Origin of the sequence: Serinicoccus hydrothermalis (assembly GCF_001685415.1) — a bacterium.
In the GTDB taxonomy this organism is placed as follows: domain Bacteria; phylum Actinomycetota; class Actinomycetes; order Actinomycetales; family Dermatophilaceae; genus Ornithinicoccus; species Ornithinicoccus hydrothermalis.
The window spans coordinates 467,927-493,801 of the sequence record NZ_CP014989.1 but is presented as its reverse complement, the minus strand read 5'-3'; the positions used below and the strand labels follow the sequence as shown (position 1 = coordinate 493,801).

Genomic DNA, 25,875 nt, shown 5'->3' with positions numbered 1-25,875 from the left:
TGCCTCAGCGCCCGGCCTGCCAGGCGCGCCACAGCTCCGCGTAGGGCCCGGTGCCGGCCGCGAGCTCCTCGGGCGCACCCTCCTCGACGACACGGCCGTGCTCCAGGACGACCACCCGGTCCGCCGCGGCCGCGGTCGTGAGCCGGTGCGCCACGAGCAGCGCCGTGCGCCCCTCCAGCACCCGCTCCATCGAGCGCTCCAGGTGACGGGCGCCGGCGCTACCCGCCTCCGCGGTCGCCTCGTCGAGGATCGCGACGGCCGGGTCCCGCAGCGCCAGCCGGGCGAGGGCGACCTGCTGCGCCTGGACGGCGGTGACCGGGTGCCCGCCCTCGCCCACCACGGTCGACAGGCCCTCCGGGAGCAGGTCGACCCACGGCCGCGCGCCCGCGACCTCCAGGGCGGCCAGCAGCTCCTCGTCGGTGGCGCCGGGCCGAGCGAGACGCAGGTCCTGGGCCAGCGTCCCGGCGAAGACGTGCACCTCCTGGGTCACCAGCGCCACGTGCTCGCGCAGGACGTCCCGGTCCAGGTCCGCCACCGGGCACCCGCCGAGCAGCACCCGCCCCGCGACGGGCTCGTGGATGCCGGCCGCCAGCGCCGCGAGCGTCGTCTTCCCCGCGCCGCTGGACCCGACGAGGGCCACGTGCTCACCCGGTCGCACCACGAGGTCGACGCCGTGCACCACCTCCGGGCCGTCGGCATACCCGAAGCGCACCCCCTCCAGCGAGAGCCGTGGCGCGACCGGCGGCTCGCCGCCCGCCCGCGCCTCGACCGGGACCTGCAGGATGCCGGCCAGCCGGCGCAGCGAGGCGGTGGCGCTCTGCGCCTCGTCCAGGAGGTTGACCAGCGCGCCGACGGGGTCGTAGAGGCGGATGAAGTAGAGCGCGGCGGCGGTCGCCTCGCCCAGGGTGGCGCTCCCGTCACCGACCAGCAGCGCACCGACGAGGAGCACCGAGCCGGTGCCGGTGAGCTCACCCAGGTGGATCCGGCTGAAGAACCAGGCGGTGGTGTCGGCGGTGCGGATGCGGCGGCGCCGTGCCATCTCCGACGCCTCGCCCACCCGACGCAGGTGCCGCGGGCCGAGCAGGAAGGCCCGGACGGTCTCCACCCCGCCGAGGGTCTCGACCAGGGCCTGGGAGCGCACCCCCTCGGCCGCGCGCTCCGCGGTGTAGAGCGGCGGCGCGACCACGGTGTAGCCGCGGGCCGCCCAGACGTAGAAGGGCATCGACACCAGGCCGGCCAGGGCGAAGCGCCAGTCCAGGGCGGCCAGGCCGACGAGCGTGAGGACGACGGTGAAGGCGGCCCACAGCAGCTGCGGCACGGCCTCGCGCAGCGCCTCGCTGACCTGGTCCACGTCGTTGCTGACCCGGGAGACGAGGTCACCGGTCCCGGACCGCTCGACCTCGGCCTGCGGCAGCTGCAGGGCCCGGGAGAGCACCCGCTCGCGCAGCGCGGCGAGCACCTTCTCGCCGACGCGGACGACGAGGTACCACCCACCGCTGCCCGCCACGCCCTGCACCAGGGTGGCGACGGTGATGACGACCAGCGGCGCGACCAGCTCGGCCGGGGTCCCCGACCGCTCGGCCACGTCCACGATCCGGCCCAGCGCCGGCGGGATGAACAGCCCGGCGGTCACCGTCGCCGCGAGCACGGCGAAGGCCAGGCCGACCCCGAGCCGCTCGGGCCGCAGCGCGCGCCACAGCTCCCGGCGGGCCTGGCGGGGGGTGGCCACCGGCAGGGTCGCCTGCTCCAGGGGCAGGTCCGGGGCGCTCACGACAGCACCACCGCGGCATACCGGGGGTCGGTGGAGCACTCGGTATGCGTGCCCGTGAGCACCGCGCGTCCGCCCTGCACGAGCACCACCCAGTCGGCGGTGGACAGCAGGGTGGGGCTGCCGGTGACGAGCAGGGTGCTGCGAGCGCCCGACCGCAGCTCCCGCAGCCCGTCGGCGACCGCGGACTCGGTGACCGGGTCCAGGGCGCTGGTCGGGTCGTCGAGCACGAGCAGCGGCGGGTCGGCGGCGAGGGCGCGCGCGAGGCTGAGCCGCTGTCGCTGCCCGCCGGAGAGGTTGCGACCGCCGTGGAGCACGCCGTCCTGGGCGAGGCGTCCACCGACCTCCTGCGCCTGCGCGGCCTCCAGCGCACGGCCCCCCGTGCCGCCCAGCATCTCGGTCAGGGTCTCGGTGAAGAGCGAGCCCTCGTGCGGGGGCACCACGAGGTGCCGGTCGAGGGTCTCCAGCGGCAGGTCCGTGGCGGGCCGGCCGCCCACGACGAGTGAGCCGGCGGCCGGGGCCCGCCGGCGGGCGAGGGCGTCAAGGAGCTCGGTCCGGGCGCCGAGGTCGTCCACCACGACGCCGACGACCTCGCCCGGCCCGACGGTGAGGTCCAGGCCGTCGAGGTGCGCGCCACGCAGGTCGCGGACCTCGACCGTGGCGGGCAGGCGGGCGGGGTCGCGGTCGTCACCCCGGTCGCCGTCCTCCACGGCGACGGGCGTGTCGAGCAGCTCGGCGATCCGGCCGGCGGAGGCGCGGACCGAGGCGACCAGCGCCCCCGTGGCGGCGAGCCGCTGGACCGGACCCACGAGGAACTGCGCCAGGCCGACCCCGGCCACCAGCTGTCCGGGCGTGATGTCCCCGTCGAGGGTGAGCAGCGCGCCGACCGAGGCGACGGCGATGAGCAGGAAGCCGCCGATCGTGGTGGTGATGCCCTCGAAGACCGACTCGGTGGCTCCGGCGCGCACCCGCGCGTGACGAGAGACCTGGCTGACCTCGCGGTACCGCTGCGCCGCCGGCCGCCCCGCACCGAGACCGCCGAGGACCCGCAGCCCCGAGACGAGGTCGACGGCGACCTCGGCGGCACCGGCGGCGGCCTCCTGCTGCGCGGCGCTGCGGGTCTGCAGCGGGCGGGCCAGGAACGGGGCGACGAAGACGACGAGGACCACCGACCCGACGGCGACGAGCCCCAGGAGGGGCGAGATGAGGAAAAGCGCCGTCGAGGCGACCAGGAGGGCCGCCGCCCCGCTCGTCCCGACCGCCAGGGCGTCGACGGCGCGGCCCACCTGCGAGGCGTCCGAGCTGGCGATGCTCAGCCGCTCGCCGGTGGAGCGCTGCCGCCCGAGCTGCGACCCGTGGCGGTCCAGGACCCTGGCCACGACGGCCTGCCGCACGTCGTGCTCGGCCCGGGTGGCCGCGCGGACCCCCACGGGTCCGGCGCCGTTGCCGCAGAGCGAGAGGACGGCATACACGGCGGCGAGCAGGGCGAGCCACATCCAGGTGCGCGACACCGAGCCCTGCGCGACGGCGTCGTCGAGGGCCAGCCCCACGATCACCGGGGTGCTGGCCTCGCAGACCTGGTGCACGCTCACCATGACCGCGCAGAGCACCGCCCCGCCGCGGGACCGGGAGAAGGCGAGCCGGACCACCGAACCCGGGGTGTGCGCGGCGGCGGCTCTCGCCATGGGGAGGGGTCCTTCCGGGAGCTCGCGGGGAGGGGGCGTGGGGGAGCGGGGTCACCGACCCACCGCCCGACTTTAGTCACGCCGGTCTTGTCGAAAGGGACAGGGTCCGGGACGCGCCCGCACAGGGTCGGTGCCCTCCCGGCGCGGCCGTAGAATCAGTGGCGTCCCGGCGCGCGGCGACCCCCACCCGAGGTGCCCGCGCCGTCCACACACCGCGCAGCACGAGAGGCACCACCGGCATGTCCGAGCCCACCCAGCACACCACCGGCACCACCCGCGTCAAGCGCGGCATGGCCGACATGCTCAAGGGCGGCGTCATCATGGACGTCGTCACCGCCGAGCAGGCGAAGATCGCCGAGGACGCCGGCGCGGTCGCGGTCATGGCGCTGGAGCGGGTGCCGGCCGACATCCGCGCCCAGGGCGGGGTGTCGCGGATGAGCGACCCGGACATGATCGACGGCATCATCGAGGCGGTCTCGATCCCGGTCATGGCCAAGGCCCGCATCGGGCACTTCGTCGAGGCGCAGGTGCTGCAGAGCCTGGGCGTCGACTACGTCGACGAGTCCGAGGTGCTCACCCCCGCCGACTACAGCAACCACATCGACAAGTGGGCCTTCACCGTCCCCTTCGTCTGCGGTGCGACCAACCTCGGGGAGGCGCTGCGCCGCATCACCGAGGGTGCCGCGATGATCCGCTCCAAGGGCGAGGCCGGCACCGGAGACGTGTCCAACGCCACGACGCACATGCGGTCCATCCGCGCCGAGATCAACCGGCTCACCTCGATGGCGCCGGACGAGCTCTACGTCGCGGCCAAGGAGCTGCAGGCCCCCTACGAGCTGGTCAAGGAGGTCGCCGAGGCGGGCCGCCTCCCGGTCGTGCTCTTCACGGCGGGCGGCATCGCGACGCCCGCGGACGCCGCGATGATGATGCAGCTCGGGGCCGAGGGCGTCTTCGTGGGCTCGGGCATCTTCAAGTCCGGCAACCCCGGGCAGCGCGCCGCCGCGATCGTCAAGGCCACGACATTCCACGACGACCCCGACACGCTCGCCGAGGTCTCCCGCGGCCTGGGCGAGGCGATGGTCGGCATCAACGTCGACGACATCCCCCAGCCGCACCGCCTGGCCGAGCGCGGGTGGTGACCCCGCAGGACCCCTCCGGCAGCACGGACGCACCGGTGACGATCGGCGTCCTCGCCGTCCAGGGTGGCGTGCGCGAGCACGCCACCGCACTGGCCGCCGCGGGCGCCTCCACCCGTCTGGTCCGACGCCCTGCCGAGCTCGACGGGCTGGACGGCCTCGTCGTCCCCGGCGGTGAGTCCACGACGATCGACCGGCTGTGCCGCATCTTCGGCCTGCACGAGCCCATCCGGGACCGGATCGCGGAGGGTAGGCCCGTCTACGGCTCCTGCGCCGGGATGATCCAGCTCGCCGACGAGATCCTCGACGGGCACCGCGAGCAGCAGACCTTCGGCGGGATCGACATGACGGTGCGCCGCAACGCCTTCGGCCGGCAGGTCGACAGCTTCGAGGCCGACCTCGAGATCACCGGGCTGAGCGACCCGCAGCGCCCCTTCCGGGCCGTCTTCATCCGGGCGCCCTGGGTGGAGCGGCTGGGCGAGGAGGTCGAGGTGCTGGCCAGCACCGACGGTCACCCGGTCGCGGTGCGGCAGGGCGGCCTGCTCGCGACGAGCTTCCACCCCGAGGTCAGCGGCGACCACCGGGTGCACGAGCTCTTCGTGCAGCTCGTGCGGGCTCAGCGCAGGTAACGGCCGAGCAGGCCCAGGGTGTCCCGGGTGATGCCCCCGGTGCCGCCGAGGACGTACATCGAGCCGGGTCGCAGGTGGGTCAGCGCCTGGTGGGCGCCGCCCGCCACCCGGTCACCCGGGGTCAGCACGAGCGGGGCGTCGTGGCGGCCGGCGAGCGCGGCGGCGACCAGCGCGTCCGGGAAGTCCGTGCCCAGCGCCACGAAGGCCGGGTCGGTGCCGCGGGGGAAGGTGGCCGCGATCCGTGCCGCGGTGCGGTAGCGGTCGGTGCCGGCCCAGCGCACGACGCCGCCCGAGGCATACTGCCGGGCCTCCCGCACCACGGTCCCGGAGACGGCGCCGTCGCCCCCGAGCACGACGATCTCGCGCGGCTGCAGCCGGCGCAGCGCGCTGATCGTGCTCGTCGGCAGGCCGTCGGGGCGGGTGAGGAGCAGCGGCGCCTGCTGGCCGTTGGCGACCGCGGCACCGGCGAGCGCGTCGGGGAAGTCGCGGCCGCTGGCGAGCAGCACGCGGTCCACCCCGCTGGGGTAGTAGCCCGCGAGCGCCGCCGCGGTGCCGTACCGGTCGTCGCCGGCGACGCGGTCCACCCGGCCGGTGCGGGCATACCCCCGCAGGTCGCGCAGGACGTCGCCGGAGACGGCGTCGGTGCCGCCCAGCACGACCAGGCGGTCGGGGCGCAGCCGGTTCAGCGCCCGGACGGTGGCGCCCGGCAGCCCGTCCTGCCGGGTGAGCAGCAGCGGGGCGTCGTAGACCCCGGCGCGGGCCGAGGCGGCGAGCGCGTCCGGGTAGTCCTGCCCGGAGACGACGTAGACGACGCCCACGCCGGGGCTCCACTGCTCGGCGACCTTCGCGGCGGTGCCGTAGCGGTCGGTGCCGCTGAGGCGGACCGGTTCGGTCGGGGTCGGCGCGGCCCCGGCGAAGGTGAAGTAGTCCGAGGACAGCCCGTCGGACCAGCTCGGCCAGTAGCGGGAGAGCATGAGGCCCGTCCCGGTGGCGTGGGCGTAGGTGTAGGCACCGCCGGAGGTGAAGCCCTCGACCCTGGCGGTGAGGATGCGCCCGCCCCAGGCGCCGACGCCGTCGCGGGTGAGCACCTGGACCCGCTCCACCCGGTGGATGCCGTAGCGCTGCTGCAGCGCGGTGCGCGGCAGCGAGGCGCTCCACCGGTGCCGCGGGTTGGCCGCCGTGGCGTCGTAGGGGTCCTTCTGCGCGCGCAGGTAGTCGTGCCCGTTGCCCGCGGCGAGGGTCTGGCCGCCGGTCGAGGCGGAGTACATCGTCGTCGCGAGCCGTCGGCCGTCCGGGAAGGCGAAGGTCAGCACCTCGCCGGCGGTGGCGTCCACCGCGGCGGTGTTGGCGGAGTACTCGTAGGAGGTCAGGGTCCCGTCGCCGTTCCGGGCGCCACGGCCACGGTATGCCTGGCACGCCGTCGTGTCGCACACGTCGTAGTAGGAGGTGCTGGCGCTACGGCGCGCGTAGGTGCGCGCGGCCACGGACTGCGCCCGCAGCGCCGCCGGGTGGAAGGAGGGGCCCATCTCGGCGGCGACCACAGAGCGCAGGTAGTGCTGCTCGGGCAGGTGGTTGACCGTCGCGAGCGCCGAGCTGCCGTGGTGGGTCGCGGTGAGGGCGCCGCGGTAGACCCGCAGGCTCCCGGTGGGCAGGTAGAGGTCGACCGTGCCCTCCTGCGAGGAGGAGAAGGTGACCGGGCAGCGCCGAGACATCCCGGAGGGCCACCACGAGGACCAGGAGGAACCGTCATACCCCTCGAGCACGCAGGAGGTCGCCGAGGAGCCCGTGGCGCGGACCCGCCACTGGCTGCGCCCCGACGGCAGCGCCCAGGTGCGGCTGCCCGGGGCGGCGGAGACGCGCAGCCCGGAGCGGTGCGCCACCCGGGTGACGCCGTCGTCGTCGATGGTGATGCCGACCGCGATGTCCTGCAGCGCCCACGTCTCCAGCCGGGTGCCCGGGTAGTAGAAGCCGACGATCTGCTGGTGCGAGAGCCCTTGGAGGCCGGCGCCGTGCGCTCCCCACTGCGACATGCCGATCCGGTGGCCGTAGCCGCCGCCGGTGATGTCGTAGCTGCCGTCGGCGGGCACCGGGTAGACCTCGGCGCCCGGCACCGGCGCGGGGAGCACGGCGTCGGTGGTGACGACCGTGGTCTCGCCCAGGTCCTCCGGGCTCTCGAGCTCCGGGACGGCCTCGGCCTGCTGGGCGTAAGGGAGCGAGACGCCGGACGCCGGGTCGCTCGGGTCGGGCTCGGGGGCGGCAGGGCTGGCGATCGCCGGGACACCCGTCGTGAGGGACACGACAAGGGCGAGCGCGAGACCCAGGACGGACGGACGTCGCACGATGACTCCTCGTCGAGGGGGTGGACCGAGCAGGGACAGGCCCGGACCACCGTCCACTATGCGGCACCAGGTGGTGGTGGGACAAGAGTGAGTCGTGAGGTGACTGCGGCTCAGCGCGGGTCGGGCAGCATCATGAGCGCGATGTCCGGCCCGTCCTCGGGCACCCAGTCCAGCCGGGTCGTCCCGATCTCGACCCAGCCGCGGCGCAGGTAGAGGTCACGCGCACCGGCGTGGCTGGGGAAGACGTCGAGCACGGGCACCAGGCCCTCCGTCCGGCACCAGCCCTCCGCGGCGTCCAGCAGCCGGCCGCCGACCCCGCGGCCGCCGGCCCCCGGCGCCACGAAGAGGGTGGAGACGCAGCCGAGCCGCTCCAGGGGCATACCGCTCGCGGCGCCGAAGGCCCGGCCCACGGCGTCGTCGACGAGCCGGGTCACCGCCACGTGACCGACCGGCGCGTCGTCGAGCAGGGCGACCCAGGCGGCGACGTCGCGCTCCCGAGCCACGAACTGCTCGGGCGGGAAGGGGAGCGGGTTGCGCAGCGGGTAGCCGGTGGCGGGCTGCTGGGCGATGAGCACCGCGGCGAGCGCCGGGACGTCGCCGGCCTCGCGTGGGCGGATCTGCGCCGCACGGGGGTCCCCATCCATGCGGGTAGCCTAGGACGTCGGTCCGTGAGCAGACCGCCCGAGGCGGTCGCGCGGCATACCCGATCCAGCGACGCAACCAAGGAGCAACGATGAGTGGTCACTCCAAGTGGGCGACGACGAAGCACAAGAAGGCCGCGATCGACGCCAAGCGCGGCAAGCTCTTCGCCAAGCTCATCAAGAACATCGAGGTCGCGGCGAAGATGGGTGGGGGAGACCCGGCCGGCAACCCGACGCTCTACGACGCGATCCAGAAGGCGAAGAAGAGCTCGGTCCCCAACGACAACATCGACCGGGCGGTCAAGCGCGGGTCCGGCGCGGAGGCCGGTGGCGCGAGCTACGAGGCCCTGGTCTACGAGGGGTATGCCCCGGGCGGCGTCGCGCTCTACATCGAGTGCCTCACCGACAACAAGAACCGCGCCGTCATGGAGGTGCGCACCGCGCTCACCCGCAACGGCGGGTCGATGGCCGACAGCGGCTCGGTGGCCTACCTCTTCGAGCGCAAGGGCCAGGTCGTCGTGCCCAAGGAGCAGGAGAGCGGCGAGACCGGCGAGGACGCGCTGCTCGAGATCGTGCTCGAGTCCGGGGCCGAGGAGGTCGAGGACCTCGGTGAGTCCTTCGAGGTCATCTCCGAGGCCGGCGACGTCGTGGCGGTGCGCACCGCGCTGCAGGACGCGGGCATGGACTACGACTCGGCCGAGGTGACCTTCGTGCCCAGCATGCAGGTGCCGCTGGACGCCGACGGCGCCAAGAAGGTCATCCGGGTCGTGGACGCGCTGGAGGACTGCGACGACGTGCAGAACGTCTACTCCAACGCCGACATCTCCGACGAGGTGCTCGCCGAGCTCGACGAGGCCGAGTAGTCGCGAGCGGAGCGAGCTTGACTGCTCGGAGCAGAAGGCCGCCCGAGCGCAGCGAGGACCACGCTGTCGCCGGTGGTGTGTCGCGGCAGCGGCTCGCCACTGCGACTGTGTAGCGTGGAGTGCGAACATCTGTCCACACTCTCCGAACGGGAGCGGTATGCGCGTGCTCGGCGTCGACCCCGGCCTGACCCGCTGCGGTCTGGGCGTCGTCGAGGGGCTGCCCGGTCGGCGGCTGCGCCTGGTCGAGGTCGGCGTGGTGCGCACCCCGCCGACGGACGACCCGGCCGAGCGGCTGCTCACCCTGCAGACCGAGCTGGACGAGTGGTTCGCCCGCACCCGCCCCGAGGCGGTCGCCGTGGAGCGGGTCTTCGCCAGCACCCGCAACAGCAGCATCATGGGGGTGGCCCAGGCCTCCGCGCTGCCGATGCTGGCGGCCGCGCGCCTCGGGGTGCCGGTCGTGCTGCACACCCCCTCGGAGGTCAAGGCGGCCGTCACCGGCAACGGCCGGGCCGACAAGGGGCAGGTGACCCGCATGGTGACCCGGATCCTCACGCTGGAGCAGGCGCCCCGGCCGGCCGACGCCGCCGACGCCCTCGCGCTCGCGATCTGCCACCTGTGGCGCGGGGGCGCCCAGGCCCGGCTGGAGGGCGAGGCGGGGGGCCCCAACCGCTACCAGGACGCCGAGCGGGAGGCGGCCCGGGCCCGGCCCAACCGGCTCGCCCAGCTGCACGACGAGCACCGCACCGCCGCCCGGTCCGCCGCCGCGCGCGCCTCGGCCCGCAGCGGCTCACCCGCCACCACCGTCTCGAGCAGGAGGAACCCCCGGTGATCGCCTCGATCCGCGGCACGGTCCGCCACGTCGGCCTGGACCACCTCGTCGTCGAGGTCGGCGGGGTGGGGCTGCTCGTCCACACCACCCCGGACACCGCGGCGGGGACCCGCACCGGTCAGGAGGTCTCGCTGGAGACGACCCTGGTGGTGCGCGAGGAGTCGCTCACCGTCTACGGCTTCGGCACGACCGAGGCCAAGGCCATCTTCGAGCAGGTCCAGACGGTCAGCGGCGTCGGCCCGCGGCTCGCGCTGGCGATGCTCTCGGTCCACTCGCCCGACGACGTCCGCGCGGCCCTCGCGCAGGGGGACCTCGTCGCGCTGACCAAGGTGCCGGGGATCGGTCGCAAGTCCGCCGAGCGGCTGGTGCTGGAGCTCAAGGACAAGATCCTGGCGCTGGGTGCGGAGCCGGGTATGCCCCCGCGCGCCGGCGGCGCGGCCGCCGAGGCCGACGACGCCGTGCAGGGCCAGGTGCGCGAGGCCCTGCAGGGCCTGGGCTGGACCGCCAAGCAGGCCGAGGGCGCGCTCGCCACCGTCACCAAGGGCGAGCAGCCCACCGACGTCGCCGCGCTGCTGCGGGCCGCCCTGCGGGAGCTGGGCCGGTGAGCGAGGCGGCCGGACGGCACGAGGACGGCTCCTACGAGGTCGAGGTGCCCGAGGGGCCGCTCGACGCGACCGGGCGGGTCGTCGACCCGGCAGGCACCGACGAGGAGCGCCGGATCGAGGCCGCCCTGCGGCCGCGGCGGCTCGCGGACTTCCCCGGCCAGGGACGGGTCCGGGACCAGCTGGGGCTGGTTCTGGAGGCGGCGCGACGCCGGGGCAGCCCGCCGGACCACGTGCTGCTCTCCGGTCCGCCCGGCCTGGGCAAGACCACGCTGGCGATGATCATCGCCGGCGAGCTCGAGCAGCCGATCCGGATCACCAGCGGCCCCGCCATCCAGCACGCCGGCGACCTCGCCGCGGTGCTGTCCTCGCTGGTCGAGGGGGAGGTGCTCTTCCTCGACGAGATCCACCGGATGTCCCGCCCGGCCGAGGAGATGCTCTACCTCGCCATGGAGGACTTCCGGGTCGACGTCATCGTCGGGAAGGGCCCGGGCGCCACCGCGATCCCGCTGGAGCTGCCGCCCTTCACCGTGGTCGGGGCCACCACCCGTGCCGGCCTGCTGCCCGCACCGCTGCGTGACCGCTTCGGCTTCACCGGCCACCTCGACTACTACGCCACCGAGGACCTCGTGACGATCCTGCACCGCAACGCGGCGCTGCTGGAGATCGAGGCCGACGACCCCGGGATCACCCAGATCGCCTCCCGCTCGCGCGGCACGCCACGCATCGCCAACCGGCTGCTGCGCCGGGTCCGCGACTGGGCGCAGGTCCACGGCCAGGACGTCGTCGACGAGCCGGCCGCCCAGGAGGCGCTGGCCCTCTTCGACGTCGACGAGCTCGGCCTGGACCGCCTGGACCGGGCGGTGCTCGACGCCCTGTGCACCCGTTTCGGCGGCGGGCCGGTGGGCCTGTCGACGCTCGCGGTCGCCGTCGGCGAGGAGCCCGACACCGTCGAGACCGTCGCCGAGCCCTACCTCGTGCGCGAGGGCTTCATGGTGCGCACCCCGCGCGGGCGCGCCGCCAGCCCGGCCGCCTGGACCCACCTCGGCCTGCACCCGCCGGAGCAGCCGGCGCCGGGTGGCACCGTGCCCGGCGGCGCCGGGCGACGGCTCGGGGGCGAGGGGGGCCCGCCGGACACACTCCCGCTGGGGGAGTGAGGACACGGCACACCCGCCTCTTTGGTGGCCCCAGGGGACTCACCTAGACTGCCCCGGGTGCCTGCCGCGCGGCTCTGCGCGAGCGGCGGGACGACGGCGTCGCACCCGGCGCCCCACGACACACGCTTCCGAAGGGTCACTCCATGACACTGGCGACCGGCTCCGCTGCGGGCGCGGGGGGTTCTGGCCTCACGCTGCTCATCCTGGCACTGCCGATCATCTTCCTGCTGTTCCTCATGTTCAACCAGCGGCGTCGCGCCCGCTCGGTCAACGAGGCACAGAGCCAGCTGCAGCCGGGGCAGGAGGTGATGACGACCTCCGGGATGTACGGCGTGGTGCGCGCCGTCGAGGCCGACGTCATCCACCTCGAGGCCGGCGGAGTGGTGCTGCGCTTCCAGCGCCGCGCGATCCTGCCGATGTCCATGGTGGGCACCGCGGCCGGGCGCCCCGGTGAGACGCAGCGACCGGACCAGGGCGACGACGACACCCCCGCCACGGACGACACCGACGGCCAGCCCCGATGACGACCTCCACCCCGGCGCCCCGCCGGGACGAGGACCTCCCCGGCGCGGGGGAGCGCGGCGGCCGTCGCCAGCGGCGGTCCGGGGGCGGACGCCGCTCCGGCGGGCAGCGCCGGGCGCGGATCCGCGGCCCGCTGCGTACCCTGCTCAGCCTGCTCGTCGTCACCGTGCTCCTCTTCGGCGGCATCGGTGCCGCCCGCCTGTGGGCCGACCCGCCGGCCTCCCTCACCCCCCAGCTCGGGCTCGACCTCGCCGGCGGCCGGCAGATCGTCATGGAGCCCATCACCGAGGACGGCTCCACCGTCTCCGCGGAGCAGCTCGAGCAGGCCATCGACATCATCCGGCGCCGCGTCGACGGCGGCGGCGTCACCGAGGCCGAGGTCACCCGCCAGGGGCAGAACGTCTCCGTCGCCATCCCCGGCAACCCCACGCCCGACCAGGTCGAGGCGCTGAGCCGCTCCAGCCAGCTGCGCTTCCGCCCGGTCCTCATCGCCCAGCCCACCGGGCCCGAGGCCGAGCTGCCCGAGCAGCGCCGGCTGCCGCTGCCGCCCAGCCTCATCCAGGAGCAGCTCGAGGAGTTCGAGCAGCAGCAGCAGGACGCGCAGGAGTCCGGCACGCCGCCCGAGGAGGACAGCGTCGACGAGGCTCCTCCCGGCGACGAGGCGGAGCAGACCGACGAGAACCGCGGCGGCACCCGGCTGCCCGCCAGCGGCAGCGACGACGCCGCGGCCACCGAGGCCCCGGGCGTCCCGGCCGAGGACGGCGCGGACAGCACCGCCCCGCCGGGCGAGGACGGCGCCACCACCCCGAGCGACCCCTCCAGCCTCGCGCAGATCACCCCCGAGCTGCAGCAGGAGTTCACCGACCTCGACTGCGCCGCCGAGGGCGTGGCCACCCAGGTCGCCTCCGCCCCCACCGACCAGCCCACCGTGGCCTGCTCGGTCGACGGTGACGAGAAGTTCATCCTCGGCCCGGTCGAGCTCACCGGCAGCAGCGTCACCGACGCCAACGCCGGCCCGGAGACGGTCCAGGGCGGCGCGGTGACCGGCCGGTGGCAGGTCAACCTCACCTTCGACGGCGAGGGCGGCCAGACCTTCGCCGAGATTACCTCGCGGCTCTACGGCTACCCGCAGGGCGAGGCGCAGAACCGTTTCGCGACCGTCCTCGACGGCCAGGTCATCACGGCGCCCACCGTCAACAGCGTCATCTCGGGCGGCACCGCCACGATCTCCGGCGACTTCACCCCGGAGGAGTCGCAGACCCTGGCCAACCAGCTGAAGTTCGGTGCGCTGCCGCTGAGCTTCGAGGTGCAGACCTCGGAGCAGATCAGCCCCACCCTCGGCGGGGAGCAGCTGCGCTACGGCGTCATCGCCGGCATCATCGGCCTGCTGCTCGTCTTCGCCTACATGCTGGTGCAGTACCACGCGCTCGGCCTGGTCGCGATCGGCTCGCTCGTCGTCGCGGCGCTGCTCGCCTACGGGTCGGTCACCCTGCTGGGCTGGGCCAACAACTTCCGGCTGACCATGGCCGGGGTGACAGGTCTCATCGTGGCGATCGGCATCACGGCGGACAGCTTCATCGTCTACTTCGAGCGGATCCGCGACGAGGTCCGTGCCGGACGGCCGCTGCGGTATGCCGTCGACACCGGCTGGGATCGGGCGCGCCGGACGCTCATCATCTCCGACCTCGTCAACCTCATCGCGGCCACCGTGCTCTACCTGCTCTCCGAGTCGGGCGTGAAGGCCTTCGCCTTTGCCCTGGGGCTCACGACGATCATCGACCTCGTCGTGGTCTTCATGTTCACCCACCCGCTCGTGAGCATCCTGGCCAACACCCGCTTCTTCGGCGAGGGCCGCAAGTGGTCGGGCATGGAGCCCGAGCGGCTGGGCGCCAAGCGCTCGGCCTACCTCGGCCGGGGCAGGGTCCGCGAGCCCGACGTCATCGCGCCGGGCCGCCGGCGGCATACCCGCGAAGAACTGGAAGGCGGTGTGGTCTGATGTCGCGCTTCTCCCGCCTCGGCAACGACCTCTACTCCGGCGCACGGTCCTACAACATCGTCGGCCGCCGGCTGTTCTGGTACCTCTTGTCCGGCATCCTCATCGCGGTCTCGCTCGTCGGGCTCTTCGGCCGCGGGCTCAACTTCGGCATCGAGTTCAGCGGCGGCTCCGAGCTGCGGGTGAGCCAGGTCAGCGCGCAGCAGATGGAGGACTACGAGCAGCGCACCGACGCCATCATCGAGCAGGTCGCCCCCGAGGGGACCACCACCATCACCCAGATCGGCGACTCCACGATCCGGGTGCAGACCGGTGAGCTGGAGAGCTCGGACGCCGAGGCCGCCCGCGGCGACCTCGCCGAGGAGTTCGGGGTGGACGTCGCCGACGTCACGAGCTCCTTCGTCGGCCCGTCCTGGGGCGAGACCGTCACCAACCGGGCGATCATCGCGCTGGCGGTCTTCCTCGCCCTGGTCACCGTGGTCCTCACCTTCTACTTCCACACCTGGAAGATGGCCGTCGCGGCGCTCGTCGCGCTCATCCACGACGTCTTCTTCACCATCGGGATCTACGCCCTCATCGGCATCGAGGTCTCCCCGGCCTCGGTCATCGGCTTCCTCACCATCCTGGGTTACTCGATCTACGACACGATCGTCGTCTTCGACAAGGTGCGGGAGAACACCGAGCACGCCTTCGACACCAAGCGGCAGACCTTCGGCGAGGCGGCCAACCAGGCGGTCAACCAGACCCTGGTGCGCTCGATCAACACCTCGGTGGTGGCGCTGCTGCCGGTCGCGGTGATCCTCGCCGTCGGCGTGACGCTCATCGGGCCGGGCACCCTGGTCGACCTGGCGTGGGCGCTGTTCATCGGCATCGCGGTCGGGACCTTCTCCTCGATCTTCATCGCCACGCCGCTCCTCGTGCACCTGCGCGAGGGCGAGCTCACCATCCGCCGGCACGACGCGCAGGTCCTCAAGCGGCGGGCGCGGCACGAGGCGCGCGCCGCCCGGGGTGACGACGCCGAGCCCGAGGACGGGCTCGAGGGTGGCGAGGACGACCTCGTCGGTGCCGGGGTCGGCGGGCAGGAGCCGTCCGGCTCCCGTTCCTCCGGCACGGCGGCGACGGGAGGCGGGTCCGGCGGCGGCCAGACGTCGGGCCGGCAGCTGCACCCGTATGCCCAGCGCGGGCCCCGCAACCAGCCCAAGCGCAAGCGCCGCAACCGCTGACCCCTAGGATCCCGCTCATGACCAGCCCTGACGGCCAGCTCGCGGCCGACGTGCTCGCCGGGATGCGCGACATCCCGGACTTCCCGGAGGAGGGCGTGGTCTTCAAGGACTTCACGCCCGTCCTGCTCGACGTGCAGCTGCGCGACCGGATCGTCGCCGACACCGTGGAGCGCCGCCGCGGCCAGGTCGACGTCGTGGCCGGGATCGAGGCCCGCGGCTTCATCCTCGGGGCGATGATCGCGCACGAGCTCGGGGTCGGCTTCGTGCCGGTGCGCAAGGGCGGCAAGCTGCCGGCCGCCGTGCACAGCCAGTCCTACACGCTGGAGTACGGCACGGCCACCCTCGAGATCCACCAGGACGCCGTGTCCCACCACGAGCGGGTGCTCGTCGTCGACGACGTGCTCGCCACCGGGGGGACCCTGGCCGCGACCTGCGAGCTCATCGAGCGCTGCGGGGCGAGCGTCGCCGCGATCGAGCTGGTCCTCGAGATCGAGGCGCTGGCGGGCCGGGACAAGCTGCGCGGCTACGACCTGCACTGCCTCACCGCCGCCTGATCCGGCACCCCTGCCGGCGTGTCACCGGCGTGCAGGAGGGCGCCGCCCAGCACCTATGATCTGTGCATGAGCGAGCCGGCCGCCACGACGCCCCCGACGCGGGTGGGTGGTGGCCTGCGGCCGCGCTGGGCGCGGCTCGGTGGCACCCGCGCCTCGACCAACCCGGCGCTGGAGCCGCTGCTCCGCTCCGTGCGCGCCACCCACCCCAAGGCCGACCTGGCGCTCGTCGAGCGCGCCTACGCCGTCGCGGACGAGATGCACAAGGGCCAGCTGCGCAAGAGCGGCGACGCCTACATCACCCACCCGCTCGCGGTGGCGACGATCCTCGCCGAGCTCGGCATGACCCCCTCGACCATCGCGGCGGCGCTGCTGCACGACACGGTGGAGGACACGCCATACTCCCTGGCGCAGCTGCGCAAGGACTTCGGCGACGAGATCGCGATGATGGTCGACGGCGTCACCAAGCTGGACAAGGTGACCTACGGCGACGCCGCCCAGGCCGAGACCGTGCGCAAGATGGTCGTGGCGATGGCGCGCGACATCCGGGTGCTGGTCATCAAGCTCGCCGACCGGCTGCACAACGCCCGCACCTGGCGCTACGTCTCGGCCGAGAGCGCCGCCCGCAAGGCGGGGGAGACGCTGGAGATCTACGCCCCGCTCGCGCACCGGCTGGGGATGAACACCATCAAGTGGGAGCTGGAGGACCTCTCCTTCGCCCAGCTCTACCCCAAGGTCTACGACGAGATCGTGCGCATGGTCGCCGACCGGGCGCCGGCGCGCGAGGAGATGCTCTCCCGCATCCGCGGCGAGATCGGTGACGAGCTGCGCGGGGCCAAGATCCGGGCCACGGTGACCGGGCGGCCCAAGCACTACTACTCGGTCTACCAGAAGATGATCGTGCGGGGGCACGACTTCGACAAGATCTACGACCTGGTCGGCGTGCGCGTGCTCGTCGAGTCGATCCAGGACTGCTACGCGGTGCTCGGCGCCCTGCACAATCGGTGGAACCCGGTGCCGGGGCGGTTCAAGGACTACATCGCGATGCCGAAGTTCAACATGTACCAGTCGCTGCACACGACCGTGATCGGGCCGAGCGGCAAGCCGGTGGAGATCCAGATTCGCACCTACCAGATGCACCGCCGGGCGGAGTACGGCGTCGCCGCGCACTGGAAGTACAAGGAGCAGAGCCCGGACGGCACCAAGGCCGTCGCCGGTCCCGACGGGGCGCCCGGAGCGCTGGAGGGTATGCAGTGGCTCCGGCAGCTCATCGACTGGCAGCAGGAGACCTCAGACCCCGGCGAGTTCCTCGACTCGCTGCGCTTCGAGATGGGCGCCGCCGAGGTCTACGTCTTCACCCCGGACGGCGACGTCATGGCGCTGCCCGCCGGTGCGACCCCGGTCGACTTCGCCTACGCCGTCCACACCGAGGTCGGGCACCGCTGCGTGGGTGGTCGGGTCAACGGCAAGCTCGCCCCGCTGGACTCCGAGCTGGCCAACGGCGACGTCTGCGAGATCATCACGAGCAAGGCCCAGGACGCCGGGCCCAGCCGCGACTGGCTGACCTTCGTCAAGAGCCCCCGCGCGCGCAACAAGATCCGGCAGTGGTTCACCCGCGAGCGCCGCGAGGAGATGGTCGACTCCGGCAAGGACGAGATCGCCAAGGTGCTGCGCAAGCAGAACGCCCCGCTGCAGCGGCTCATGCGGCACGACACGCTGACGGCCGTGGCGCAGGGCCTCAACTACAAGGACATCGACGGGCTCTTCGCCGCCGTCGGCGAGGGGCACGTGTCGGCGCAGCACGTCGTCAAGCAGCTGCTGGCGACGCTCGGCGGGGAGGACGGCACCGAGGAGGACCTGGCCGAGGCGGTGCGGCCGCGCCGTGGCCGCGTAGCCCAGGCCGACCCCGGGGTCACCGTCGTCGGCGCCGACGACATCTGGGTCAAGATCGCCCGCTGCTGCACGCCGGTACCGGGCGACCCCATCCTGGGCTTCGTCACCCACGGCAAGGGGGTGTCGGTGCACCGCACCGACTGCACCAACGCCCTGGAGCTGCAGTCCAAGTCGCCCGAGCGCATCATCCGGGTGGCCTGGGCGCCGACCGAGCGCAGCCTCTTCCTGGTCAACATGCAGGTCGAGGCGCTGGACCGGGCGGCGCTGCTCTCCGACATCACCCGGGTGCTCTCCGAGCAGCACGTCAACATCCTGTCGGCCTCGGTGCAGACCAGCCGGGACCGGGTGGCGCTGAGCAAGTTCACCTTCGAGATGGCCGACCCCTCACACCTGGAGTCGGTGCTCCGCGCCGTCCGCCGGATCCCCGCCGTGCTGGACGCCTACCGCGTCACCGGCACGACGAGCACCGACCCGCACCGCCGCGAGACCGCAGCCGCCACCGACGCCTCCTGAGCCCCAGCGGCCCCGCAGGCCTCCTGAGCCCCGGTCGTCCGGCGTACCTCCTGAGCCCCGGCTGCCCGGCATACCTCCGCCACCTGCCGGAATTCGACTACTGGAAACGTCGCCATGGCGACGTTTCCAGTAGTCGAATTCGGGGGAGGGCTCAGGCGGGGGAGAGGAAGGCGGCGAGGGCGGCGGCATACCCGGCCTGGTCCAGCGTCCCGCAGATCTCGCGCGTCGAGTGCATCGAGAGCACGGGGGCGCCGAAGTCGACCGTGGTGGCGCCGGTGAGCGCCGAGGTCATCGGGCCGACGGTCGAGCCGCACGGCAGGTCCGAGCGGGTGACGAAGGTCTGCATCGGCACGCCCGCCTGCTCGCAGGCCAGCGTGAAGGCGGCCGCGCCCAGGGAGTCGGTGGCGTAGCGCAGGTTGGTGTTGACCTTGAGCACCGGCCCGCCGTTCATGAGGATCGGGTGGCCGGGCTCGTGCCGCTCCGCGTAGTTGGGGTGCGTGGCGTGCGCCATGTCGCCCGAGGCGATGACCGACCCGGCCAGCGCCCGCCAGTATTCCTCGCGGCCGCCTCCGGCGGCGAGCACGATCCGCTCCAGCCACGAGGGCAGAAAGGTGGACTGGGCACCGCGCTCGGAGGTGCTGCCGACCTCCTCGTGGTCGAAGAGCACGATGACCGGGACCGAGTCGGCGGCGCCGCCCTCACCGGGGTCGGCGACCGCCTGCAGCAGCGCCCGCACCGCGGCATACGAGGTGGCGAGGTTGTCCAGCCGTGCGGAGGCGACGAGCTCGCCCTCGCCGCCGATGCGGCGCGCCGGGGTGAGGTCGTGGGTCATGGCGTCGAAGCCGAGCAGGTCCTCCGGCGCGACGTCGACCTGCTGCGCGAGCCAGTCGCGGAAGGAGGTGCGCTCGGCGCCCGTGCTCCAGTGCGGGGCCAGGTGCTCCTGGTCGTTGAGCTTGAGCCCCTCGGTGCGCACGGTGCGGTCGAGGTGGATGGCCAGCTGCGACACGCGCAGCAGCGGGTCGTCGCAGCGCCACAGCAGCTGGGCGATCCCGTGCGGCGCGGTCGTGTCCCGCACCGCGACGCGACCGGACAGGCCGAGGTCGCGGTCCAGCCAGGAGTTGGTCAGCGCGCCGCCGTAGACCTCGACCCCGAGCATCTGCCACCCGGCACGGGCCCAGTCCGGCTGCGGCTTGATCCGCAGGTTGGGGGAGTCGGTGTGCGCCCCCACCACGCGGTATGCCGTGTGCGCCGGCCGGTCGGCGGGCAGGTGGGCGGTGGACCAGGCGATGAGCGAGCCCCCGCGCCGGACGACATAGCTGCCCGGTGCGGACGGGGTCGGCTCGGTCTCGTCGACCTCGGTGAAGCCGGCGTCGGTGAGCAGCTCCTGCGCGGCGTGCACCGCGTGGAAGGGGGAAGGAGAGGCGTCGAGGTAGGCGCACAGGCCGTCGGCGACCTCGCTCACCTGGGTCGCGAGGCGGGTGAGGCTGCTCACCGGCCGAGACCTCCGCGCGCCGAGCTCAGCCACAGCTTCTTCGTCGACAGCTCGGCCTCGAGGTCCTGGGCCTTCTTCTCCTCGCCGGCGGCCTGGGCGGCCGCGAGGTCGGCCTCGAGGCCCTGCACGGCGCGCTCGAGCTGGTCGACCATGGACTGCGCCCGGGCGTTGAGCTCGGGATCGGTCCGCTTCCACTGCGAGTCCTCGATGTCCCGGACCTTCTGCTCGACGGCCCGCAGCCGGTTCTCGACCCGCTTGATGTCCGCCCGTGGCACCTTGCCGGCGGCGTCCCAGCGGTCCTGGATCTTGCGCAGCTCGGCCTTGGTCTGGTCCAGACGTCCCTCGTCGACGGCGAGCGCCTCGGCCTCCTGCAGCAGCCCCTCCTTGACCTTGAGGTTCTCGGTGAACTCCGCCTCCTCGGCGGCGACCACCTCGTCCTTGGCGTCGAAGAAGGAGTCCTGGGCCGCCTTGAAGCGCGCCCACAGGGCGTCGTCGTCGGCGCGCGAGGCGCGGCCGGCCCGCTTCCAGTCCTGCATGAGGCGCTTGAAGGCCCCGGCTGTCGCGCCCCAGTCCTTGCTCGTGGAGAGTGTCTCCGCCTCGCGGACCAGGCGCTCCTTGGTGCCCTTGGCGCTGGCGTGCTCCTCGTCGAGCTGGGCGAACCAGTTCTTGCGCATCTTGTCGAAGTCGGACCGCGCGTGGCTGAAGCGCTGCCACAGGGCGTTCTCCAGCTCCTTGTCCAGGCGGGGCCCGGAGCGCTGGTGCGCCTTCCACTCGTCGAGCAGCGCGCGGACCCGGGCGCTGCTCTGCTTCCACTGCACCTTGGCCGGCTCGGTGCCGGCGAGCTTCTCGGCCTCGAGGACCAGCTTCTCCCGCTCCTGCGCGGCCTCCGCCTTGGCCTTGAGGCGCTCCTCCTGCTCGGTGCGGGAGCGGACCTTGACGTCCTCCTCGAGGTGCTTCACGACCGCGGAGAGCGCGGCGAGGTCACCCACCACGTGCGCCTCCCCGATCTGCTCCTTGAGATGGGCCAGCGACTGCCGGGCGTCGTGCGCGGAGACCTCGGTGCCCGCCAGCCGTGCCTTGAGCAGGTCGGCGGAGGCCAGCATCTCGTCGTACTTCCGCGCGAAGTAGGCCAGCGCCTCATCCGGCGTGGCCCCGGGGTAGGAGCCGACCTCGCGCTCGGAGCCGTCCGCGGCGACGACGAAGACGGTGCCGTCCTCCCCGACGCGCCCGTGCTTCATCGACTCGCTCGGGTCCGGGTGCGGCTCCGGGGTGGGGGCACCACCGCCGGCCGCGGGCCGCGGCGCGGCCTTGCGCGCGGCGAACATCGCGGGGGAGGGCGCCGAGGGCTTGGGGCGGGGCGCGGCCTCCGGCTGGGGGGTCGCCTCCGGCTCCGGCGCGGCCTCCGAGTCAGCCTGCGCGACCGCTTCCGGCTGCGGCTCCGGCGCGGCCTCCGAGTCAGCCTGCGCGACCGCTTCCGGCTGCGGCTCCGGCGCGGCCTCCGAGTCAGCCTGCGCGACCGCTTCCGGCTGCGGCTCCGGCGCGGCCTCGGGGGTCGACTCCGCCTCGGGCTCGGGCTCGGGCTCGGCGGTCGGCTGCGGGTCCGGCTCCTCCTGCGTCCCGGCGGGCGCCTCCGGCGCCGGCTGCGGCTCGACGTCCTGGGTGGCGGCCACCTGGGGCTCGGCGGCCGACTCCTCCGGCTCGGTCGGGGTGGGCGTCTGCTCGGACACGGTGGTGGCCTCTCTGGCGGGGACCGCGAGCACGGCCATCGGGGCCGTCTCGACATGGCGTGGACGCTCCGACCCTACCCGGCCGACCTGCACCGGCCCCGGCGAGGTGCCCGCCCCGCAGGTGCGTAGGGTCGGTGGCATGTTCGTCCGCAGCGTCGTCGCCGACGCCTTCGCCACCAACTGCTACATCGTCGCCCCGGCCGAGGGCGAGGAGTGCCTCATCGTGGACCCCGGCATCGGCGTGGAGAACCGCGTGCAGGACCTGCTGGCCGAGCACCGGCTGCGGCCGGCGGCGGTCCTGCTCACCCACGGCCACCTCGACCACGTGTATGCCGTCACCCCTGTCTGCCGGGGCACCACCGCAGTCAGCCCGTTCATCCACACCGACGACCGCTACCGCCTGGTGGACCCGCTGTCCTCGATGAGCCCCGAGCTCATCCTGGCGATGGAGCAGCAGTTCGGCCGCCGTGCGACCTGGGCCGAGCCCGAGGACGTCGTGGAGATCACCGACGCGCAGGAGCTGGAGCTGGCGGGCCTGCGCATCGGCGTCGCCCATGCGCCGGGCCACACCGAGGGATCGGTGCTGTTCACGACGCAGGGGCTGCCGGAGGGCATACCGGGGGAGGAGCTGGACCGCACCGTGCTCTCCGGGGACGTGCTCTTCGCCGGCTCGATCGGGCGGACCGACCTGCCGGGCGGGGACCCGGCGGCGATGCAGCGCAGCCTGCGCGACGTCGTCCTGCCCCTGGCCGACTCCTCGTTGGTGCTGCCCGGCCACGGCCCGGCGACGACGATCGCGCGCGAGCGGGCGACCAACCCCTACCTGACCTCGCTCTGACCGTGGAGCTCGCGGTGCAGCCGGTGCATCCGCGCGTCCAGCTCGGCGGCGCTGTCCGCCGCCGTCTTGAGCTCGTCGAGCAGCGTGCCCGGGACGTTGCCGTCGTACTTGTAGTGGATCTTGTGCTCGGTGCTGGCCCAGAAGTCCATGGCGATGGTGCGTAGCTGGACCTCCACCGGGACCTCGACCCGCCCGGTCGACAGGAAGACCGGGATCTCGATGATCGCGTGGAGGCTCTTGTAGCCGTTGGGCTTGGGGTGGGCGATGTAGTCCGAGACGCGCCGGATCGTGATGTCGTCCTGCTGGGTCAGCAGGTCGAAGATGCGGTAGGCGTCGGTGACGAAGCTGCAGGAGACGCGGATGCCGGCGATGTCGGTGATCTCGCGCCGGATCGTGTCCAGGTCCATCGCCAGCCCGCGGCGCACGACCTTCTCGCGCAGGCTGTCGGGCGACTTGACCCGGCTGGAGACGTGCTCGATCGGGTTGTAGTCGTGCATGTGGGAGAACTCGTCGCGCAGGATCTCGATCTTGGTCTCGACCTCGCGCAGCCCGAACTCGTACTCGAGCAGGAAGCGCTGCAGCTGCTCACCCACCTCGCGCAGCTGCGCCGGGGTGATCCCCTCCCGCGAGGACAGCTCGAAGGACGGGGGCAACGCAGCTCCGGTGCTCATGGCACCACTATGCCCCGTGCGCGTGTGGACGGCCTGGGAGGGCGACGGCATACCGCTCGATAGACTCTCGCGGGTGATCTCCCCGCGCACGCCGTCCGGTGTCCTCGAGCTGCTGCCGCCCGAGCAGATCGCCTTCCAGCGGATGCTGGACTCGATTCGCTCCGGCTACGAGCGCTTCGGCTTCCTCCCGATCGAGACCCCCGTCTTCGAGCGCTCCGACGTCCTGCTGACCAAGACCGGCGGGGAGACCGAGCGCCAGGTCTACTTCGCCCAGTCGACCGGGGCGCTGGAGAAGGCGCGCTCGCAGGACGGCGCCGAGGAGACGCTGCCCGAGCTGGCGCTGCGCTTCGACCTCACCGTGCCGCTGGCGCGCTACGTCGCCGAGCACGAGCACCAGCTCACCTTCCCGTTCCGGCGCTACCAGATGCAGCGGGTCTACCGCGGCGAGCGGCCGCAGCGGGGGCGGTTCCGGGAGTTCTACCAGTGCGACGTCGACGTCATCGGCAAGGACGAGCTGTCGGTCCGGCACGACGCTGAGGCTCCGGCGATCATCAACGCGATCTTCGCCGACCTCGCCATCGGCGACTTCACCATCCAGATCAACAACCGCAGGCTGCTGCGCGGGTTCTACGAGGACCTCGGGATCGGCGACCCGCAGGCCCAGGCCGCGGTGCTGCGCGAGGTCGACAAGCTGGACAAGCGCGGTGCCGACTACCTGCGGACCACCTTGACGGGTGAGGGCTTCGGGCTGGGCGTCGACGTGGTCGAGCAGATCCTCGCCTTCGTGCAGACCCGCTCGACCGGGCACGACGACGCCCTGGCGCGATTGGATGAGGTGTCGGCCGGGTCGGCCGGGAGCGAGGAGCTGGCCCGGGGCGTGGCCGAGCTGCGTGAGGTGCTCGGGCTGGTGCGCGCGCTCGGGGTGCCGGAGGACAACTACTGCCTCAACTTCTCCATCGCCCGGGGGCTCGACTACTACACCGGCACCGTCTACGAGACGACCCTCGACGAGCACCCCGAGCTCGGCTCGATCTGCTCCGGGGGTCGCTACGACGACCTGGCGGGGCAGTACACCAAGTCGCGCCTGCCCGGGGTCGGGATCTCCATCGGGCTCTCCCGGCTGTTCTGGCAGCTGCGTGAGGCCGGCCTCATCGAGGCGTCGGCGGCGGAGTCGACGGTCCAGGTGCTGGTGCCGCAGGTGGACGCCGAGCTGCTGGACGACCAGCTCGCGCTGGCCTCGCAGCTGCGGCACGGCGGGATCAACACCGAGGCGGTGCTCGACGGTGGCAAGCTCGGCAAGCAGCTGCGGTATGCCGACCGCGCCGGCATCCGCTTCGTCGCGATCCTGGGTCAGCAGGAGGTGGCCGACGGGACGGTCACGCTCAAGGACCTGCGCCGCCAGGACCAGTTCAGCGTGCCCCGCGACGAGGTCGTCAGCGCGCTGCGCGTCGAGCTGGCCCAGCCGCTCGTCTGACCCGCCGGCGTGCGCCGGGCGGGGAGGATCGGTGCAGGCGCAGGGATCCTCACCGGGTGGATGGCTCCGAGCGGGGAGGATCGGTGCAGGCGCAGGGATCCTCACCGAAGGGGTGGGCTGACTCGCCGGCGACGTCAGCCGTCGACGTTCACCGACAGCAGGCTGATCGGCTGGGCCGGGGCACCGTCACCGCCGCCGCTCGCGGTGCCGGCCTCCGCGACCGCCTCGACGATCTCCAGGCCGGAGGTGACGCGCCCGAAGATGCTGTAGCCGCCGCCCTCGACCGGCAGCTGGGTGTCGTCGTAGACGATGAAGAACTGCCCGCCGTTGCTCTCCGGGTCCTGGGTGCGCGCCATCGCGAGCGTGCCGGGCGGGTAGAGCCCGTCCTCCGGGGCGTTCTCGATGCCGTAGCCGTATCCGGGGTTACCGCTGCCGGTGCCGGTCGGGTCGCCGCACTGGAGGACGGAGATGCCGCTGGTCGTGAGCCGGTGGCAGGCGCTGTCCTCCCAGTAGCCCTCCTGCGCCAGGAACTCGAAGGACGCCACCGTCTGCGGCGCGTCCGCGGCATAGAGCTCCAGCCCGATGTCGCCGCAGTTCGTCTCCAGGGTGGCCGTGAGCGTCGCGGGGTCGGCCGGGACCGGCTCGGGGAGGTCGGACTGCGCGTAGGTCGTGACGTCGCCGGGGGCCTCGGGCGGCTCCTCGCAGGACAGCGCGGAACCGCCGCCCTCGCCGGAACCGCCACTCTCCTCGGAGGCGCCGGTATAGGTGGCCTCGCCCCCGCAGGCGGTGAGCACGAGCAGGGCGGTGGCGGCAGGGAGGAGGGCGCGTCGCATACCGGCATCCTCGCATCCGGCACGGCGTCCGCTCGGTCGGACGTCCGGGGGATTTGGGGAGGGCAGGGGGCTGCGTGTTAGCGTACTAGCGCGTTACGACAGCACGCCGGATCACACGGCACGAAGGACGAGGGATGAAGCAGCGTGAGGACGCCGCCCGCGGCGCGCAGGCCCGGGACGGTCTGGCCCGGGTGCTGGCCGCGCTCGCGGACCCCGCTTCCGTCGACGCCTTCCTCGACGACCTGTGCACCCCGGCCGAGATCGAGGCGTTGGCCGACCGCTGGTCCGTGGTCCCGCTGCTCGCGGAGGGTATGTCGTACCGCCAGATCCACGACGAGACCGGCGTGAGCGTGACGACGGTCGGGCGCATCGCCCGCTGCCTGGACGCCGGCGCCGGCGGCTATCGTGCCGCCCTGGAGCATCGCGACGAGCATCCCGCGGGCCTGCCGACGGCCTGAGCCGCCCGACGGCGCGCACCCACCACCGAGCTCCCCCC

The 25,875-nt window shown here is 73.4% G+C and carries 22 protein-coding genes; 14 read left to right on the top strand and 8 right to left on the bottom strand.

Annotated elements, in window-relative coordinates:
* Nucleotides 1–4 precede the first annotated feature (4 nt).
* Together SGUI_RS02305 and SGUI_RS02300 are read right to left on the bottom strand one after the other, a co-directional pair.
* Nucleotides 5–1,771: an ABC transporter ATP-binding protein gene (locus SGUI_RS02305; protein WP_066635728.1), complete on the bottom strand. Its 1,767-nt coding sequence runs from the start codon at nt 1,769–1,771 to the stop codon at nt 5–7.
* Nucleotides 1,768–3,453 (bottom strand): ABC transporter transmembrane domain-containing protein, encoded by a 1,686-nt coding sequence (locus SGUI_RS02300; protein ID WP_066635725.1) that lies wholly within the window; start codon nt 3,451–3,453, stop codon nt 1,768–1,770. The genes SGUI_RS02305 and SGUI_RS02300 overlap by 4 nt, the downstream gene beginning before the upstream one ends.
* 239 nt (nt 3,454–3,692) lie before the next feature.
* Between SGUI_RS02300 and pdxS the strand changes: the two genes are divergently transcribed.
* Together pdxS and pdxT are read left to right on the top strand one after the other, a co-directional pair.
* Nucleotides 3,693–4,592, top strand: a complete 900-nt coding sequence (pdxS, locus tag SGUI_RS02295; RefSeq protein WP_066635722.1) for a pyridoxal 5'-phosphate synthase lyase subunit PdxS — start codon at nt 3,693–3,695, stop codon at nt 4,590–4,592.
* Nucleotides 4,586–5,218: a pyridoxal 5'-phosphate synthase glutaminase subunit PdxT gene (gene pdxT, locus SGUI_RS02290; protein ID WP_066635720.1), complete on the top strand. Its 633-nt coding sequence runs from the start codon at nt 4,586–4,588 to the stop codon at nt 5,216–5,218. The genes pdxS and pdxT overlap by 7 nt, the downstream gene beginning before the upstream one ends.
* On the opposite strand, the gene SGUI_RS02285 is transcribed toward pdxT, so the two are convergent.
* Both SGUI_RS02285 and SGUI_RS02280 read right to left on the bottom strand, forming a co-directional pair.
* Nucleotides 5,206–7,557, bottom strand: a complete 2,352-nt coding sequence (locus tag SGUI_RS02285) for a cell wall-binding repeat-containing protein (RefSeq protein WP_066635718.1) — start codon at nt 7,555–7,557, stop codon at nt 5,206–5,208. The two genes, pdxT and SGUI_RS02285, sit on opposite strands and share 13 nt — an antisense overlap.
* A 110-nt stretch (nt 7,558–7,667) precedes the next feature.
* Nucleotides 7,668–8,201, bottom strand: coding sequence for a GNAT family N-acetyltransferase (locus SGUI_RS02280; protein ID WP_066635716.1), 534 nt, complete (start codon nt 8,199–8,201; stop codon nt 7,668–7,670).
* Nucleotides 8,202–8,290: 89 nt separating this feature from the next.
* On the opposite strand from SGUI_RS02280, the gene SGUI_RS02275 reads away from it, so the two are divergent.
* The 9 genes from SGUI_RS02275 to SGUI_RS02235 all read left to right on the top strand — a co-directional run bounded on the left by SGUI_RS02275 (nt 8,291) and on the right by SGUI_RS02235 (nt 18,344).
* Nucleotides 8,291–9,061: a YebC/PmpR family DNA-binding transcriptional regulator gene (locus tag SGUI_RS02275; protein WP_066635713.1), complete on the top strand. Its 771-nt coding sequence runs from the start codon at nt 8,291–8,293 to the stop codon at nt 9,059–9,061.
* 157 nt (nt 9,062–9,218) lie between these two features.
* Nucleotides 9,219–9,890, top strand: a complete 672-nt coding sequence (gene ruvC / locus SGUI_RS02270) for a crossover junction endodeoxyribonuclease RuvC (protein WP_066635712.1) — start codon at nt 9,219–9,221, stop codon at nt 9,888–9,890.
* Complete coding sequence (gene ruvA / locus SGUI_RS02265) at nt 9,887–10,495, top strand: Holliday junction branch migration protein RuvA (protein WP_066635710.1); 609 nt, start codon at nt 9,887–9,889, stop codon at nt 10,493–10,495. Before ruvC ends, ruvA begins: the two co-directional genes overlap by 4 nt.
* A 44-nt stretch (nt 10,496–10,539) precedes the next feature.
* Nucleotides 10,540–11,649, top strand: a complete 1,110-nt coding sequence (gene ruvB, locus SGUI_RS02260) for a Holliday junction branch migration DNA helicase RuvB (RefSeq protein ID WP_237141489.1) — start codon at nt 10,540–10,542, stop codon at nt 11,647–11,649.
* A gap of 143 nt (nt 11,650–11,792) precedes the next feature.
* Nucleotides 11,793–12,173, top strand: a complete 381-nt coding sequence (locus tag SGUI_RS02255; RefSeq protein WP_066635705.1) for a preprotein translocase subunit YajC — start codon at nt 11,793–11,795, stop codon at nt 12,171–12,173.
* The gene (secD, locus tag SGUI_RS02250; protein WP_066635702.1) at nt 12,170–14,167 is read left to right on the top strand and encodes a protein translocase subunit SecD; all 1,998 of its coding nucleotides are present in this window, start codon (nt 12,170–12,172) and stop codon (nt 14,165–14,167) included. Before SGUI_RS02255 ends, secD begins: the two co-directional genes overlap by 4 nt.
* Nucleotides 14,167–15,387, top strand: a complete 1,221-nt coding sequence (gene secF, locus SGUI_RS02245; protein ID WP_066635699.1) for a protein translocase subunit SecF — start codon at nt 14,167–14,169, stop codon at nt 15,385–15,387. The genes secD and secF overlap by 1 nt, the downstream gene beginning before the upstream one ends.
* 17 nt (nt 15,388–15,404) lie before the next feature.
* The gene (locus tag SGUI_RS02240) at nt 15,405–15,941 is read left to right on the top strand and encodes an adenine phosphoribosyltransferase (RefSeq protein WP_066635697.1); all 537 of its coding nucleotides are present in this window, start codon (nt 15,405–15,407) and stop codon (nt 15,939–15,941) included.
* A gap of 66 nt (nt 15,942–16,007) precedes the next feature.
* The gene (locus tag SGUI_RS02235) at nt 16,008–18,344 is read left to right on the top strand and encodes a RelA/SpoT family protein (protein WP_066635695.1); all 2,337 of its coding nucleotides are present in this window, start codon (nt 16,008–16,010) and stop codon (nt 18,342–18,344) included.
* 151 nt (nt 18,345–18,495) lie between these two features.
* Here SGUI_RS02235 and SGUI_RS02230 read toward each other — a convergent pair whose 3' ends face one another.
* A complete protein-coding gene (locus SGUI_RS02230; protein ID WP_066635694.1) occupies nt 18,496–19,836 on the bottom strand; it encodes a M18 family aminopeptidase in 1,341 nt (446 codons plus the stop codon).
* Complete coding sequence (locus SGUI_RS02225; protein ID WP_237141429.1) at nt 19,833–21,563, bottom strand: DUF349 domain-containing protein; 1,731 nt, start codon at nt 21,561–21,563, stop codon at nt 19,833–19,835. The genes SGUI_RS02230 and SGUI_RS02225 overlap by 4 nt, the downstream gene beginning before the upstream one ends.
* 139 nt (nt 21,564–21,702) lie before the next feature.
* Here SGUI_RS02225 and SGUI_RS02220 point away from each other — a divergent pair, with 139 nt between their 5' ends.
* Complete coding sequence (locus SGUI_RS02220; protein ID WP_066635693.1) at nt 21,703–22,401, top strand: MBL fold metallo-hydrolase; 699 nt, start codon at nt 21,703–21,705, stop codon at nt 22,399–22,401.
* Here the strand turns inward: SGUI_RS02220 and SGUI_RS02215 are convergent.
* The gene (locus tag SGUI_RS02215; protein WP_066635691.1) at nt 22,383–23,072 is read right to left on the bottom strand and encodes a GTP pyrophosphokinase; all 690 of its coding nucleotides are present in this window, start codon (nt 23,070–23,072) and stop codon (nt 22,383–22,385) included. The two genes, SGUI_RS02220 and SGUI_RS02215, sit on opposite strands and share 19 nt — an antisense overlap.
* 73 nt (nt 23,073–23,145) lie before the next feature.
* Here SGUI_RS02215 and hisS point away from each other — a divergent pair, with 73 nt between their 5' ends.
* Complete coding sequence (hisS, locus tag SGUI_RS02210; protein WP_066635689.1) at nt 23,146–24,546, top strand: histidine--tRNA ligase; 1,401 nt, start codon at nt 23,146–23,148, stop codon at nt 24,544–24,546.
* 134 nt (nt 24,547–24,680) lie between these two features.
* On the opposite strand, the gene SGUI_RS02205 is transcribed toward hisS, so the two are convergent.
* Nucleotides 24,681–25,379 carry a peptidylprolyl isomerase gene (locus SGUI_RS02205; protein ID WP_066635686.1) on the bottom strand — a complete coding sequence of 233 codons (699 nt, stop codon included), beginning with the start codon at nt 25,377–25,379 and terminating at the stop codon, nt 24,681–24,683.
* 134 nt (nt 25,380–25,513) lie between these two features.
* Here SGUI_RS02205 and SGUI_RS02200 point away from each other — a divergent pair, with 134 nt between their 5' ends.
* The gene (locus tag SGUI_RS02200; RefSeq protein ID WP_066635683.1) at nt 25,514–25,837 is read left to right on the top strand and encodes a YerC/YecD family TrpR-related protein; all 324 of its coding nucleotides are present in this window, start codon (nt 25,514–25,516) and stop codon (nt 25,835–25,837) included.
* Nucleotides 25,838–25,875 lie beyond the last annotated feature (38 nt).